Here is a 14,297-nt window from a genome sequence, read left to right on the forward strand (position 1 = left end):
TATATTTATTTTATTTTTTTAACCAACTCATCATTTTTCTAAGCTCATTTCCAACTTTTTCAATAAGAGTTTGTGATTCGATTTTTCTTATAGCATTAAACTGTGGTCGGTTTGCTTGATTCTCAAGTATCCAATTTCTAGCAAAAGTTCCATCTTGTATTTCTGTTAATACCTTTTTCATTTCTTTTCTTGTTTCTTCAGTAATAATTCTTTTACCTACACAATAATCACCATATTCTGCTGTATCTGAAATAGAGTAACGCATATAGCTTAAGCCGCCTTTGTTGATTAAGTCTACGATTAACTTCATTTCATGCAAACATTCAAAATAAGCACTTTCTGGCTGATAGCCAGCTTCCACTAAAGTATCAAAACCAGCCTTCATAAGCTCTGTTACACCACCACATAAAACGGCTTGTTCTCCAAAAAGATCTGTTTCAGTTTCTTCTTTGAATGTGGTTTCAAGTATACCAGCTCTGGCACCACCAATACCTGCTGCATAAGCTAAAGCTATATCTTTTGTATTGCTTGATGGATCTTTATGAACTGCAACAAGACAAGGGACACCTTTTCCTTCTTGATATTGGCTTCTTACAGTATGACCAGGACCTTTTGGTGCAATCATAAATACGTTTATGTCATCTGGTGGAACAATTTGTCCAAAATGAATGTTAAAACCATGTGCAAAGGCTAAATATTTTCCTTTTGTTAAATTTGGAAGAATACTTTCATTGTATAATTTTGCTTGTTTTTCATCATTCACCAAAATCATGATGATGTCTGCTTCTTTAGATGCATCAAATGCTGTTTTAACACATAAACCAGCTTCTTCTGCTACTTTCCAAGATTTACTGCCTTCGTATAAACCAACGATTACATCTATACCTGATTCGTGTAAATTTAGTGCGTGGGCATGTCCTTGACTACCATAGCCAATAATCGCTACTTTTTTTCCATTTAAAAATTCTAGATTACAATCCTCTTGATAATATAATTTTGCCATAATTGATTACCTCCTATATTTTTATACAAATTTAAATATTTAATAGTCTTTATAGTCTTTTAAGGTTTTTATTCCTCTTTCAAGTCCTGTAATACCAGTACGTACTAATTCGAGGATTCCATAAGGTTTCATCAGTTCTATAAATGCATTGTTTTTATCTTTTTCCCCTAATATTTCAATAACTAATGATTCTTGAGAAACATCTATAATGGATCCTCTAAAAATTTTAACGGTATCAATAATTTCAGCTCTAGCTGTTGAATCAGCTCTTACCTTAATCAAATTTGTTTCTCTGTAAACTGAATTGCAAGGTTTAAGTTCAATGATTTTAATAACATCAACTAGGTTATCTAACTGTTTTTGTATTTGTCCTATAATAAACTCATCACCATAAGTTTCAATTGTGATTCTTGAGTGTTTAGGATCTTGTGTCTCACCTACACTTAAACTTGAAATATTAAAGCATCTTCTACTAAACAAGCCTGTTATTCTACTTAATACACTTGAATGATTTTCTACCAAAATTGATAAAATGTGTTTTTCCATTGGATCACCTCTTTTCATAAAACAGTGTACTAAATCCATACAGGGTATAAAAAACTCACCCCTAGATTAGCTAGGGGTGAGAGTTCATCACACGTTACCACCCTAATTTAATTTTACTTTACAGTAAAAGACTCAAAAGGTTCTATCAAACCTTAGCCAATAACGGAGCTTACCGTTTATTCTTACTATATATTTATAAAAATATAATTTCAGAATAAAGACTCATGAGGGATATGTTTTTTAATTTAGTTACTAGTTTGCACCAAACACTAGCTCTCTGAAAACAAAAATTAAAAACCGGTCTCAATCGTTGCCTTTGAATAATAATATTAATTTTCAAAATGTTATCAAAATTTTATATTCTTGTCAATAGAAAATTTTGAATTTTTATTTAAAAAAATCAAAATTTTATTAAAACAACTTAAAACAGAATATATGGAAGATTTTGCTATGCTATTGCTAATTCCAGATCCATAAATAAATTGATCTTTATATTTAATTTGTAAATAAGTAATAGCTTTTGAATGAGTACTGTTAGATAATGAGTGTTCCATGTAATCTGTAATTTCAAAGTGTAAATCAAATCTAGTGATTAACCCTTTGCAGAAAGCTTCTAACAAGCCTTTGCCTACTGAATTTATAATTTCAATTTCATTTTCAAAATCAATTACAAATTCTAAATTTGTGTTATTGTCAAAGATCTCTTTAAAATTAATAAGTTTAATGGGTGAATGGATGTTTACATATTGATTACAGAATAACTCATATAGATCTTTTGGTGATAATTCTTGATTCTTTTCATCACTAATTTTTGTAACTAAGTTGCCAAAATGTTGTTGCATATTTTTAGGAATATTTAATCCATAATTTGTTTTTAAAATATAAGCAGAACCACTTTTTCCAGATTGACTATTGATTCTTATGACTGGGTCATAATTTCTTCCAACATCAAAGGGATCAATAGGCAAATAAGGAACTTCCCATATTTCTGAGTTTTCTTTAATTTTTTCCAATCCTTTATGGATTGCATCTTGGTGAGAACCTGAAAAAGCAGTATATACTAATTCACCTGCATAGGGTTGCCTTTTGTGTATACTCATATGAGTTGATTTTTCATATGTTTCTATAGCTTCGTTTATGTTGCTAAAATCAAGGTATGGGTTTATGCCTTGCGTAAACATATTTAATGCAAGGGCGGTAATATCAGCATTACCAGTTCTTTCACCATTTCCAAAAAGTGTACCTTCGATTCGATCGGCACCTGCTAACAATCCTAGCTCACTTGCAGCAATAGCAGTTCCTCTGTCATTATGTGTATGCAAGCTAATAATAATATTATCTCTATTTTTTATGTTCCTACAGACGTATTCTATTTGGTCAGCGTAAATATTGGGAGTAGTCATTTCAACTGTTGCTGGTAAGTTGATAATGACTTTATTGTCCTTTGTAGGCTTCCAGATATCAATGACGGCATTACAAACTTCCACTGCATAATCTACTTCTGTACCCGTAAAGCTTTCAGGAGAATATTGAAAGATAAACTTTTCTTTACCATATTTTTGAGCCATATATTTAAGTTTTTCAGCACCAGAAATAGCAATTTTTTTCACTTCGTCTTTTGAAGCATTAAATACAACATTTCTTTGTAAAGTTGAGGTAGAGTTATAAACATGAACAATTGCTTTTTTAATTCCTTCTAATGCTTCAAATGTTTTTTCAATGATAGGATCCCTAGCTTGAGTTAATACTTGAACGACGACATCATCTGGAATTAAATTTTTTTCAATAAGTGTTCTCGTGAATTCAAATTCTGTATCAGAAGCTGCTGGGAAACCTATTTCTATTTCTTTGAAACCAATATTTACCAAATAATTAAAAAAGTCAATTTTTTGTTCTAATGACATTGGAATTTCAAGAGCTTGATTTCCATCTCTTAAATCCACACTGCACCAAATGGGAGCTTTTGTAATTGTATTGTTTGGCCAAGTTCGATCTATTAATTTTATAGGTTCATATCTTTTGTATTTTTTATAATTGAAATGATTCATAGGGGACCTCCTTAATTTTTTATATATAATAAAAAAACTTCCGTCTCAATAAAGAGACGGAAGTTATTCCGCGGTACCACTCTAATTTGTTTTATAAAAAAACACAGCTCTTACGTAAGATTTACGATTGTCGATATAACGGTCGATCCCGACTTACTTACTATAACAAAAGTTATGGTTCAGCTCGTTACTCATAGGCGAGTTCAAAAGTTAATAATAGTTGTTTTGCACCATACAACAACTCTCTGTATATTATTAAAAATTTACTATTCCTAATCACAGTGTTAATATTATTTGATTTTTTAAAATAGTAGCACATTTTTATTGTTAAGTCAACAAATCTTTTGAATTTTCTGTTATAAAATGATCTAGGTTTGAATTAGCGGGTATCATTGGAAAAACTTTTTCATCACAATCAATTTCAAAATTAATGACAACAGGTTTTTTTAGTGAAATTGCTTTTCTTAAAATTTCTTCAACTTGGGATTTTTCTGTAATATGAAAAGCTTCTGCATTGTAAGCTTGAGCAAGCTTAACAAAATCTGTTGTTTTGTTTAATGTGGTATAAGAATATCTAGAGTCATAAAATATACTTTGCCATTGCCGAACCATACCAAGAGCATGATTATTCATAATCAATATGATTACAGGAATATTGTATTCAACAGCGGTTGCGATTTCTATACAATTCATTCTAAAACAGCCATCTCCTGTAATATTCATAATAATTTTATCAGGATTTCCAATACTTGCACCAATGCTTGCTCCTAAGCCAAACCCCATAGTTCCCATTCCACCAGAAGTGATAAGATGGCGAGGTTTTTCGTGTTTAATGTATTGACAGGCCCACATTTGATGCTGACCAACATCTGTTGTTATGATTGCTTGACCTTTTGTAATTTCATTAATTTTTTCCATGATGTATTGAGGTTTAAGCTGTTCATCTTTTTTGTATGTTAGTGGATATTTTAATTTTAGCTGGTTTACTTGGTTGTTCCAATCCTTATGATCTTGTTTTGTTAACATTGAATTTAAGCGTTTTAATATTTCCTTTAAATCTCCAATAACACTTTGATCAATAAAAATATTTTTATTGATTTCAGCAGGATCAATATCTATGTGCAAAATTTTAGAATTTTTTGCAAATTGAGATGTGTTTCCAGAAACTCTATCTGAAAACCTAGTTCCTAGTGCAATAAATAAATCACATTCCATAACAGATAAATTTGAGGCTTTAGACCCATGCATACCTAACATTCCAGTATAACGAATATTGGATGCTGGAAAACCTCCAAGGCCCATAGTACTTAAAGTTACTGGCGAATCAATTAATTCAGCAAATTTTATTAATTCTTCTGTTGCTTTTGAAGAAATAATACCCCCGCCAGCAAAAATTATTGGTTTTTTACTTTTGCATATTAATTTTATAGCATTTAATAAATCATTTTGTTTTATTGTTTTTGTCCTTGGTAAAATTTTTTTAGGTTTTTTATATTCATATTCACAAGTATCACTTGTAACATCTTTTGTTATATCGATCAAAACAGGCCCTGGTTTATTGGACTGAGCGATATAAAAAGCTTTTCTTATCGTTTCAGCTAACATATTAACATCTCTAACGATAAAATTATGTTTTGTTATGGACATAGTAATTCCTTGTATATCAACCTCTTGAAAACTATCTTTTCCTAAAGAGGCTACTCCAACGTTTCCAGTTATAGCGATTAAGGGAACAGAATCTGCATAAGCAGTAGCGATTCCTGTTACAAGATTTGTTGCTCCAGGACCACTTGTGGCTAAACATACTCCTACTTTTCCAGTTGCTCTAGAATATCCATCAGCAGCATGAGATGCACCTTGTTCATGGGATGTAAGATAATGTTTTATTTTATCGCTATATTTGTAGAGTGCATCATATATATTTAAAACAGCTCCGCCAGGATATCCAAAGATTGTATCTACTCCTTGCTCTAATAAACATTCTAGTAAAATTTCAGAACCATTTAATTTCAAAAGCATCACTCCATTTTTATATTAATATTGCACCTGTATGAGCGCTTTGTACAAGTTTTGCATATCTTGCTAAATAACCAGTTTTTACTTTTGGTTCAGGCGGAATCCAATTTTTCCTTCTTTTTTCTAATTCTTCATCAGAAACTTCAAGGTGTATAATACCTGCATTGATATCAATCTGAATAAAATCACCATCTTCAATGAGCGCTATATTTCCTCCAACAGCAGCCTCTGGAGAAGCATGTCCAATACTTGCTCCTCTAGAGGCACCAGAAAATCTTCCGTCAGTAATAAGTGCGACATCTTTATCTAGCCCCATACCAGCTAATGCAGAGGTTGGTGAAAGCATTTCTCTCATTCCTGGGCCACCTTTTGGACCTTCATAGAGAATTACAACTATATCACCTTTTTCAATTTTTCCATCATATATAGCCTTGATTGCTTCTTCTTCTGAATTATATACTTTAGCTTTACAACGTGTTTTTAACATTTCTGGTGCTACAGCAGAACGCTTTACAACACAACCGTCTAATGCGATATTTCCCTTTAATACGGCTATTCCACCAGTTTTGCTATAAGGTGTTTCTGCAGGTTTTATAATGCTTGTATCTAAATTTTTAATGTTTTGAAAATTCTCGCTAAAAGTTTTTCCTGTAACGGTCATTACTTCTAAATTTAAAAGATCTAGTTTTGTGAGTTCTTTCATAACTGCATAGATTCCCCCAGCACGATTTAAATCTTCCATATGATGGTTGCCTGCTGGAGCAAGTTTACATAAATTAGGAGTTTTTTCACTGATTTCATTCGCCATGTCTAATGTAATTTTAATTCCAGCTTCACTTGCTATAGCTGGTAAATGGAGCATACTATTCGTACTACAGCCTATAGCCATATCAACAGTCAATGCATTTAAAAATGCTTGTTTTGTCATAATATCTCTTGGTTTAATATTTTTGTGAATCAAATTTACGATTTGCATACCAGCTTTTTTTGCAATTCGTATTCTTTCAGACATAACTGCAGGAACAGTACCATTACCTGCTAAACCCATTCCTAAAACTTCTGTTAAACAATTCATGCTATTTGCTGTATACATTCCTGAGCAGGATCCATAAGTTGGACAACTATTATTTTCACAAAACTTTAATTCATCTTCATTAATTTTTCCAGAAACAAAAGCTCCAATAGCTTCAAAGGTATTGGAAAGACTAGTATCTTCACCCGTTAAGCTTTTTCCAGCTAACATAGGACCTCCACTTATTAGTATGGAAGGAATGTTAATTCTTGCTGTAGCCATTAACATACCAGGAACAATTTTGTCGCAGTTTGGAATCAAAACTAATCCATCAAATGCATGAGCTACTGCCATTGTTTCAATAGAGTCTGCAATGAGTTCACGACTTGCTAATGAATATCTCATTCCCTCGTGACCCATAACGATACCATCGCATACTCCAATAACAGGAAACTCAATGGGAGTTCCACCATTTGCAAGAATCCCTCTTTTGACAGCTTCTGTTATTTTATCTAAATGGATATGACCAGGAATGATTTCGTTAAAAGCATTAGCAACACCAATAAGTGGGCGACTTAATTCTTCGTCTGTATATCCCATAGCTTTAAAGAGGGATCTATGTGGAGTTCTTTCTATTCCTTTTTTTACTCGATCACTTATCATTTTATCCTCCTTAAATGGTTTATTTTACTTCTCTAATCCAATCAAATTCATCTTTTTCTTTTCCGTATTGTATTCCTGTTAAATGATTATAAAGTTTTTTTGTGAACTTACCAAGTTGACCATTTGAAACTATAATTTCTTTATCTTCCCATAAGAATTTACCAATAGGAGATACAACTGCTGCTGTTCCACATCCAAAAGATTCTTCTAATTTTCCTAGTTGAAATGCTTCATAAAGCTCTTGAATAGAAATTTTTTTCTCAACAACTTCATATCCCCAACTTTTAGCAAGGGTAATAATAGAATCTCTTGTGATTCCTTCTAAAATACTACCATCTGCTAATGGAGTGACTAATTTACCACCAATTTTGAAAAAGATGTTCATAGATCCAACTTCTTCTATATACTTTTTTTCAACTCCATCTAACCATAATACTTGGTCAAATCCTTTTGATTTTCCAACTACTTGACCTTTTAAACTGATTGCATAGTTAGCAGATGCTTTTACATGACCACTTCCACCTTTTACTGCACGTACGTAATTACTTTCAATTGCTATATTAACAGGAGTTAATCCGTTTGAAAGATATGAACCGACTGGAGATAATATTATTACAAATTTGTAAGTATTAGAAGGATGAATGCCTAACATACTTTCTGTCGCAAAAATAAATGGTCGAATATATAAAGCTGTTCCTTCATTTGTTGGGATCCAATCTTTTTCTAATGAAACAAGTTTACAAAGTGCTTCTAGAGCAAAATCAACATCAATTTGAGGAATACAAAGTCTATTGTTAGATTTATTTAATCTCTCAAAGTTTTTTTGGGGTCTAAATAAAGTAATTTTACCATCTGCTTTAGTTTTATAAGCTTTTAGGCCTTCAAAAACTGATTGACCATAATGTAAAATTAATGAAGCAGGGGGAATTTCAAAATTTGAATAAGGAACAATTCTTGGATCGTGCCAGCCTATATCATTGGTATAATCCATTACAAACATATGATCGGTAAAAAATTTACCAAACCCTAATTTGTTAAAATTTGGTTTGGGTTTAAGCTTTTTTGATAATTCTACTTTAATTTCCATATAGATACCTCCTTGTATATTTTTGTAAAAAAGCTCTAGATAGTTCATGTTTTTAGATAAATTTCATTCAATTATAGTATAATCTGTCTTTTCAGTCAAATGTTAATTTTGAGATTTTTAAGAATTGTCATTTTGGAAATAGGATATATGAAAGAAAAACAATAATAAAATAAATATTCTGAAAATTGAAAAGAAAATATTTAAAAAAATCAAAAAACAGAATAGAGATTAAGGTAGTTTATAAAGTGTTTATTGTGATTACAAAATAATGTGGAGGTTTTACATAGAAATACTTTATGAGTTAAGATTTGTACCAATAGCCAAAAAGAAGGAGATGGTTTGGAAGTTGATTGAAACCATGTCCTTCTTTTTGTTTTACAGCAAATTATGTATTTGATAATTATTAGAAAGTAAAGCTTTCTAATAATTATAAGCAATTGGAATATGAAATAAAAAGATAAAAATTATTTTTATAGTATGAATAGTGCAGATCATTATATGTGAAATTAATTAGTATGATTTTCAATTGCTTCTAGGATTGTATCTAAATAGTTGCTAAGCATACAAATATCAGTATCTGCTAAGTCTTCGTTATTATTCATTTTACGAGAAATTAAGTTGTGAACAGAATTCATCAAATGAACAGTAGCATGCATGGCTAGCTCCTCCTTTTCTTTAAATTAAGATATATTTTTATAGCATATAAGAAATGATGTGCTATAAAGAATTTTCTAAAATAAATAATACTTATTCAAGAGCATTTATATAATAGCACATTCTATATAATTTTCAATTTAAAAAGAGATGTTCATAAAAATATATGTTCTAAATTTACTTTTTTAAAAAATAATTTAATGTTCGCATTTAATTCAATAAATATATTTAAATATATAAAAATACAATGAATAACATCCAAAAACACGAACAATATAAAATAAAAATAGAAAAAAGTTGACTTTTGTAGAACTGTGGATTAAAATGACAATATCAATTTAATGTATAGGAGGATGAAAATAGACATGACATCTAAAGGTATTGATTTTTTTAAGCTAGAAGAACATAAAACAAATATAAAAACAGAAGCAACAGCAGGAGTAACTACATTTATGACTATGGCATATATTCTTATTGTACAGCCAAGCATGATGTCTGCTGCTGGTATGGACACAGGAGCAGTTACTGTAGTGACAGCTTTACTTTCAGGAGTATTTACATTATTTATGGCTCTTTATACAAATCTTCCTTTTGCATTAGCACCTGCCATGGGCAGTAATGCTTTTTTTGCTTTTACGTTAGTAGCAGGAGGATTAGTGACTTGGCAACAAGGACTTGGAATGGTATTTATATCAGGGATGATATTTATCGTACTTACTATATTAGGACTTCGTGAAATTATTGTTAAAATGATTCCTAAAAATGTGAAAATTGCAATTGGATCAGCTGTAGGATTTTTTATTGTACTTGTTGGATTTAAAAGTGCAAAGTTTATGATGATTACACAAGACGCTATTAAGATTGGAGACTTGGGAGATCCTATTACCAAATTATCTTTAATGGGACTGGCTTTAGCAGTTATTTTAATGGCGAATAAAGTAAAAGGTGCTCTTTTATGGGCAATGATTGGAACAACTATAATGGGTATTCCTATGGGAATTACAAAAGTACCTAATAGTTTGATATCTATACCTCCATCGATTGCACCTATTGCATTTCAATTAGACATTATGGGAGCATTAAAATGGAGTTTCTTTCCACTCATGTTTACATTCTTTGTAGGAGATTTTTTCTCTACTTTAGGAACTTTACTAGGAGTATCTGCAAAGGCAGGATTTTTAGATGAAGAAGGAAATTTGCCAAATATAGATAAGCCTTTTTTAGTAGATGCCATTGCTACTATAGTAGGAGCTTTACTAGGTTCTACAGTAGTAACTACTTATATTGAGTCAGCATCAGGAGTAGAAGCTGGAGGACGTACAGGACTTACAGGAGTAGTAACAGGAATTTGTTTTTTACTTACTATGTTTTTTACACCTATTGCAGGTATGATTCCAGCAGCAGCTACAGCACCTGCCCTCATTTTGATTGGCCTTTTGATGTTATCAGGAATGAGTGAAATTGATTATTCAGATTTTACAGAAGCTTTTCCTGCTTTTGCAACTATTATTTTTACTGCTTATACATCAAGCATTGCAAATGGAATTAGTATAGGAATTATTTCTTATACTTTTGTAAAATTGGTTTCAGGAAAAGCTAAAGAACTTCATTTTGGACTTTATATTTTATGTATTCCACTGATTTTTTACTTTATTATTATGTAATTATATAGGATATATACAAAATTATAAGAAATAATATTAAATTTTTAATAATTGTTCAGAAGTAAAATGCTTTTGTTATAATATAAGTTATCAACAGTTTGTGGCATGTATTTTATACATGCTATATTCTATTTAATTAGAAATGACTTGAGAAAGGGGCAAATATAATGAAGATATTTCCAAAAGATAAAAAAGCATTGATTGAAGCTGCAATGGGAAAAACACCATGTGATGTAGTGATTCAAAATGTAAATATGGTAAATGTATTTACAGGAGAAATTTATAAAGCAAATATAGGTATTTATGAAGGATTTATAGCTCACATTCAGTGTGATCCAGATGACTTACATAGACAAGAAAATGAATTAGTAGGAAAGCAGTATTATGATGGTTTTGGAAAATATATAATTCCAGGACTTATTGATGCACATATTCATATAGAAAGTACAATGATGACACCAAAAAACTTTGCAAAAGCAGTTGTTCCACATGGAACAACTACCGTTGTTACAGATCCTCATGAAATTGCTAATGTATGTGGAATAGATGGAGTTATGTATATGCATGAATCTAGTAAAAATCTTCCTATGAGACAATATCTTTTGGCACCATCTTGTGTACCTGCTGTTCCTGGCAAGGAAAATGGAGGAGCGATTTTTCAAGATAAAGAAGTAAAACAATTATTAGAACTTAAAAGAGTAATAGGATTAGCAGAAGTAATGGACTATCCAGGGGTTATTCATAATGATCAAAGAATGGTAGATATATTAGATTGTGTAGAAAAAAGAAATCTTTTTATGCAGGGACATGCCCCATTTGTAAGCGGAAGAGAACTGTCAGCTTATTTATGTGCAGGGCCTAATAGTGACCATGAAAGTCGCATAGGCCAAGAAGCAAGAGATAAAATGAGAGTAGGAATGTATGTAGATGCTAGGGAAAGCTCTATTTCAAAAAATGTAGAAGATATTGTAAAAAATATACAAGATTTTAGGTATTTTAATTATCTTACTCTTTGTACAGATGATAGAGAAGCAGAAGATATTTTAAGTAGTGGACATATGAATGATGTAGTAAGAAAAGCAATAAAATGTGGAATGAATCCTATAGATGCTATTAGAAGTGCTACTTTAAACGTAGCAAAAGAAATTGGAATCAACAATTTAGGAGCGATTGCACCTGGATACGTAGCAGATTTAGTGATCTTAGATTCATTAGAAGAAATGAATCCTTGTGCAGTATTTTTTGAAGGAAAGTTAGTTGCAGAAAACAAAGAGTTAAAGGTAGAGATTGTGAATCAAGTTTTTGAATTAGAAAATAAAAATACTATGTTTGTTGAAGATATAACATTAGAAGATTTTAAGATAAAAGCACCTATACAAGAAGGAAAAATAAAAACAAGAGTGATCAAGTATCAAGAGCTTAATTTCTCTACAACAGATTTTGTAATAGAAGAGATTCCTGTAAAAAATGGATATTTAGATATTTCTCATGATATAAATCTTAAGTTTGTGATTATTATCAATAGACACAAAGGACACCAAACAAAGGGGTATGGGGTAGTTAGAAATTTTGGTACGCATATGGGAGCTGTAGGAAGTACAGTATCTCATGATTGTCATAATTTAACGATTGTCTATGATACACCACAGAATGCTTATATAGTTGCTAAGGATTTGATTGAACTGGGGGGAGGAATAAATTGTGCAAAAGATGAAAAAATGATAGAGCATCTACCTCTTTCTGTAGGGGGACTTATGTCTACTAAGCCTTGTGATGTAATTGCTAAAGAAGCTACTAAAATGAAAAAAGCCTTAAAAGATTTAGGACTTACAGAGATAGAAAATCCTCTTTTAAGAATTGCTACATTAGCTCTTCCAGTTATACCAAATGCAAAAATGTCTGACCTTGGAATGGTTGATGTACTTAAACAACAAATCGTAGATTTATTTGTTTAAATCACAGAATTCTCAATAATTGTTTCTTATTTTTATAACTTTGCTAAAATATGCTTTGTTTTTAGTCTGAACCACTGAATTTTTCAGTGGTTTTTTAAATTACAATGTTGCTAAAGATCTTATTATTTGATAGTCTAAAAAATATGAAAGATTATGGTGAAAGGAAGGGAAAAATGAAGAGTAAAGTAGAAAAATTTATATTGTTTATTTCCTAGGAAATGAACAAAATGACGAAATGGAGTGTGACAGATGAATCAAAGAAAATTAAAAGGATTATTTTTACTATTTACATTGTTATTTATTGTTTTAGTTTTTACAGGGTGTAGTGATGGAGTAGTCGTAGAAACTAGTAGAGAGTCAGAAGCTTTAAAAGAGCAAGTAACTACTCAAGTATTAGGGGATTTGAAGGTGCATTTTATTGATGTAGGGCAAGCAGATAGCATTTTAATTCAAAATAAGGAATATAATATGCTCATTGATGCAGGGAATAATGCAGATGGAGATTTAGTTGTAAATTATTTAAAGGAACAAGGCGTTGAAAAATTAGATTATGTAGTAGGAACGCATCCTCATGAAGACCATATAGGAGGATTAGATGATGTGATTGATAACTTTAATATTGAAAAGATATATATGCCAAAGGTTACTCATACTAGTAAGACATTTAAAGATGTGATTACTTCTATTAAGAAAAAAAATCTTAAAATATCTACTCCTTATGTAGGAGAAGAAATTATACTAGGAGATGCAAAAGGAATTATACTTGCTCCAAATAAAGATGAATATAAAAACCTTAACGATTATTCTATTGTTATAAAATTAGTTTATGGAAATACTTCATTTTTATTTACTGGAGATGCAGAAGATGTTTCAGAAGATGAAATGTTAAAAAACGGATTCGACTTATCATCAGATGTATTAAAGATAGGTCATCATGGAAGTCATTCTTCTACAACAAGTTTATTTTTAGATCGAGTAAATCCTAAATATGCAGTAATTATGTGTGAAACAGGAAATGACTATGGACATCCTCATAAAGAGACTATGGAAAAATTAAAAAGTAGAAATATTCCTGTATATAGAATAGATCAGCAAGGAACAATTATTGCTAGTAGTAATGGAGAAGAAATACAATTTAATGTATCATCTGGAGATTATACTTATGGAAAAGATACAAAAGGTAATAAAAATAAAGAAGTGTCTAAAAATGAATCTACACAAAGTGCAATAGGAGCAATTAAAGGAAATATTAATAGTAAAGGAGAAAAGATCTATCATATGCCAGATGGTGCATATTATGCAAAGGTGAATGCAGAAGTTTATTTTAAAACAGAAGAAGAAGCACAAAATGCTGGATTTAGAAAATCAAAAAGGTAGGGGATAGAATGTATCTTATAATTGATAGATTTGAGGGGAATTATGCAATTTGTGAAGATGAACAAAAGAATATGATTTCTATTGGAAAAGAAAATATTCCCAAAGAAGCAAAGGAAGGAGATGTATTATTTGTTTATGATGAAAAAATAATCATAGATAAAGAAGAAACAAAAAAAAGAAAAGAAGAAATAGAAAAGATAGCAGATGATTTGTGGGAATAACCTTCTAGTAAACTAGGAGGTTTTTGTTTTATAGAGATTTGAAAAATAGAT

General features: G+C 30.7%; 11 protein-coding genes and 2 other annotated features. Of the genes, 4 read left to right on the forward strand and 7 right to left on the reverse strand.

The window, feature by feature from the left end:
* Positions 1–10: 10 nt before the first annotated feature.
* The 7 genes from ilvC to EK368_RS15025 all read right to left on the reverse strand — a co-directional run bounded on the left by ilvC (position 11) and on the right by EK368_RS15025 (position 9,031).
* On the reverse strand, positions 11–1,003 hold the full coding sequence (ilvC, locus tag EK368_RS13895) for a ketol-acid reductoisomerase (RefSeq protein ID WP_129600684.1): 993 nt from the start codon (positions 1,001–1,003) through the stop codon (positions 11–13).
* Positions 1,004–1,042: 39 nt separating this feature from the next.
* Complete coding sequence (gene ilvN, locus EK368_RS13900) at positions 1,043–1,549, reverse strand: acetolactate synthase small subunit (RefSeq protein ID WP_129600685.1); 507 nt, start codon at positions 1,547–1,549, stop codon at positions 1,043–1,045.
* 69 nt (positions 1,550–1,618) lie between these two features.
* Positions 1,619–1,869 (reverse strand) — a binding site (T-box leader).
* 27 nt (positions 1,870–1,896) lie between these two features.
* Positions 1,897–3,597, reverse strand: coding sequence for a 2-isopropylmalate synthase (leuA, locus tag EK368_RS13905; RefSeq protein WP_129600686.1), 1,701 nt, complete (start codon positions 3,595–3,597; stop codon positions 1,897–1,899).
* Between the two features lie 49 nt (positions 3,598–3,646).
* Positions 3,647–3,886: a binding site (T-box leader), on the reverse strand.
* Positions 3,887–3,924: 38 nt separating this feature from the next.
* On the reverse strand, positions 3,925–5,616 hold the full coding sequence (ilvB, locus tag EK368_RS13910; RefSeq protein WP_129600688.1) for a biosynthetic-type acetolactate synthase large subunit: 1,692 nt from the start codon (positions 5,614–5,616) through the stop codon (positions 3,925–3,927).
* Positions 5,617–5,626: 10 nt separating this feature from the next.
* Positions 5,627–7,288 carry a dihydroxy-acid dehydratase gene (gene ilvD / locus EK368_RS13915; protein WP_129600689.1) on the reverse strand — a complete coding sequence of 554 codons (1,662 nt, stop codon included), beginning with the start codon at positions 7,286–7,288 and terminating at the stop codon, positions 5,627–5,629.
* 19 nt (positions 7,289–7,307) lie between these two features.
* Positions 7,308–8,375: a branched-chain amino acid aminotransferase gene (locus EK368_RS13920; RefSeq protein ID WP_129600691.1), complete on the reverse strand. Its 1,068-nt coding sequence runs from the start codon at positions 8,373–8,375 to the stop codon at positions 7,308–7,310.
* Positions 8,376–8,881: 506 nt separating this feature from the next.
* The gene (locus tag EK368_RS15025) at positions 8,882–9,031 is read right to left on the reverse strand and encodes a hypothetical protein (RefSeq protein WP_165000474.1); all 150 of its coding nucleotides are present in this window, start codon (positions 9,029–9,031) and stop codon (positions 8,882–8,884) included.
* A 351-nt stretch (positions 9,032–9,382) separates the two neighbouring features.
* On the opposite strand from EK368_RS15025, the gene EK368_RS13925 reads away from it, so the two are divergent.
* From EK368_RS13925 to EK368_RS13940, 4 genes are all read left to right on the forward strand, one after another.
* Positions 9,383–10,693 carry an NCS2 family permease gene (locus EK368_RS13925; RefSeq protein WP_202976494.1) on the forward strand — a complete coding sequence of 437 codons (1,311 nt, stop codon included), beginning with the start codon at positions 9,383–9,385 and terminating at the stop codon, positions 10,691–10,693.
* A gap of 167 nt (positions 10,694–10,860) precedes the next feature.
* Positions 10,861–12,648 carry an adenine deaminase gene (gene ade, locus EK368_RS13930; protein ID WP_129600692.1) on the forward strand — a complete coding sequence of 596 codons (1,788 nt, stop codon included), beginning with the start codon at positions 10,861–10,863 and terminating at the stop codon, positions 12,646–12,648.
* A 249-nt stretch (positions 12,649–12,897) separates the two neighbouring features.
* The gene (locus EK368_RS13935) at positions 12,898–14,025 is read left to right on the forward strand and encodes a ComEC/Rec2 family competence protein (protein WP_129600694.1); all 1,128 of its coding nucleotides are present in this window, start codon (positions 12,898–12,900) and stop codon (positions 14,023–14,025) included.
* Positions 14,026–14,033: 8 nt separating this feature from the next.
* Positions 14,034–14,246 carry a DUF3006 domain-containing protein gene (locus EK368_RS13940; RefSeq protein ID WP_129600696.1) on the forward strand — a complete coding sequence of 71 codons (213 nt, stop codon included), beginning with the start codon at positions 14,034–14,036 and terminating at the stop codon, positions 14,244–14,246.
* Positions 14,247–14,297: the final 51 nt, after the last annotated feature.

It is taken from the genome of Anaerophilus nitritigenes (genome assembly GCF_004138215.1).
In the GTDB taxonomy this organism is placed as follows: domain Bacteria; phylum Bacillota; class Clostridia; order Peptostreptococcales; family Thermotaleaceae; genus Anaerophilus; species Anaerophilus nitritogenes.

Coding starts and splice junctions, on each gene's coding strand:
- EK368_RS13940 (WP_129600696.1), top strand. CDS start 14,034: ATGTATCTTATAATTGATAGATTTGAGGGGAATTATGCAATTTGTGAA.
- ilvN (WP_129600685.1), bottom strand. CDS start 1,549: ATGGAAAAACACATTTTATCAATTTTGGTAGAAAATCATTCAAGTGTA.
- ade (WP_129600692.1), top strand. CDS start 10,861: ATGAAGATATTTCCAAAAGATAAAAAAGCATTGATTGAAGCTGCAATG.
- ilvB (WP_129600688.1), bottom strand. CDS start 5,616: ATGCTTTTGAAATTAAATGGTTCTGAAATTTTACTAGAATGTTTATTA.
- ilvC (WP_129600684.1), bottom strand. CDS start 1,003: ATGGCAAAATTATATTATCAAGAGGATTGTAATCTAGAATTTTTAAAT.
- EK368_RS15025 (WP_165000474.1), bottom strand. CDS start 9,031: ATGCATGCTACTGTTCATTTGATGAATTCTGTTCACAACTTAATTTCT.
- EK368_RS13935 (WP_129600694.1), top strand. CDS start 12,898: ATGAATCAAAGAAAATTAAAAGGATTATTTTTACTATTTACATTGTTA.
- EK368_RS13920 (WP_129600691.1), bottom strand. CDS start 8,375: ATGGAAATTAAAGTAGAATTATCAAAAAAGCTTAAACCCAAACCAAAT.
- ilvD (WP_129600689.1), bottom strand. CDS start 7,288: ATGATAAGTGATCGAGTAAAAAAAGGAATAGAAAGAACTCCACATAGA.
- leuA (WP_129600686.1), bottom strand. CDS start 3,597: ATGAATCATTTCAATTATAAAAAATACAAAAGATATGAACCTATAAAA.
- EK368_RS13925 (WP_202976494.1), top strand. CDS start 9,383: ATGAAAATAGACATGACATCTAAAGGTATTGATTTTTTTAAGCTAGAA.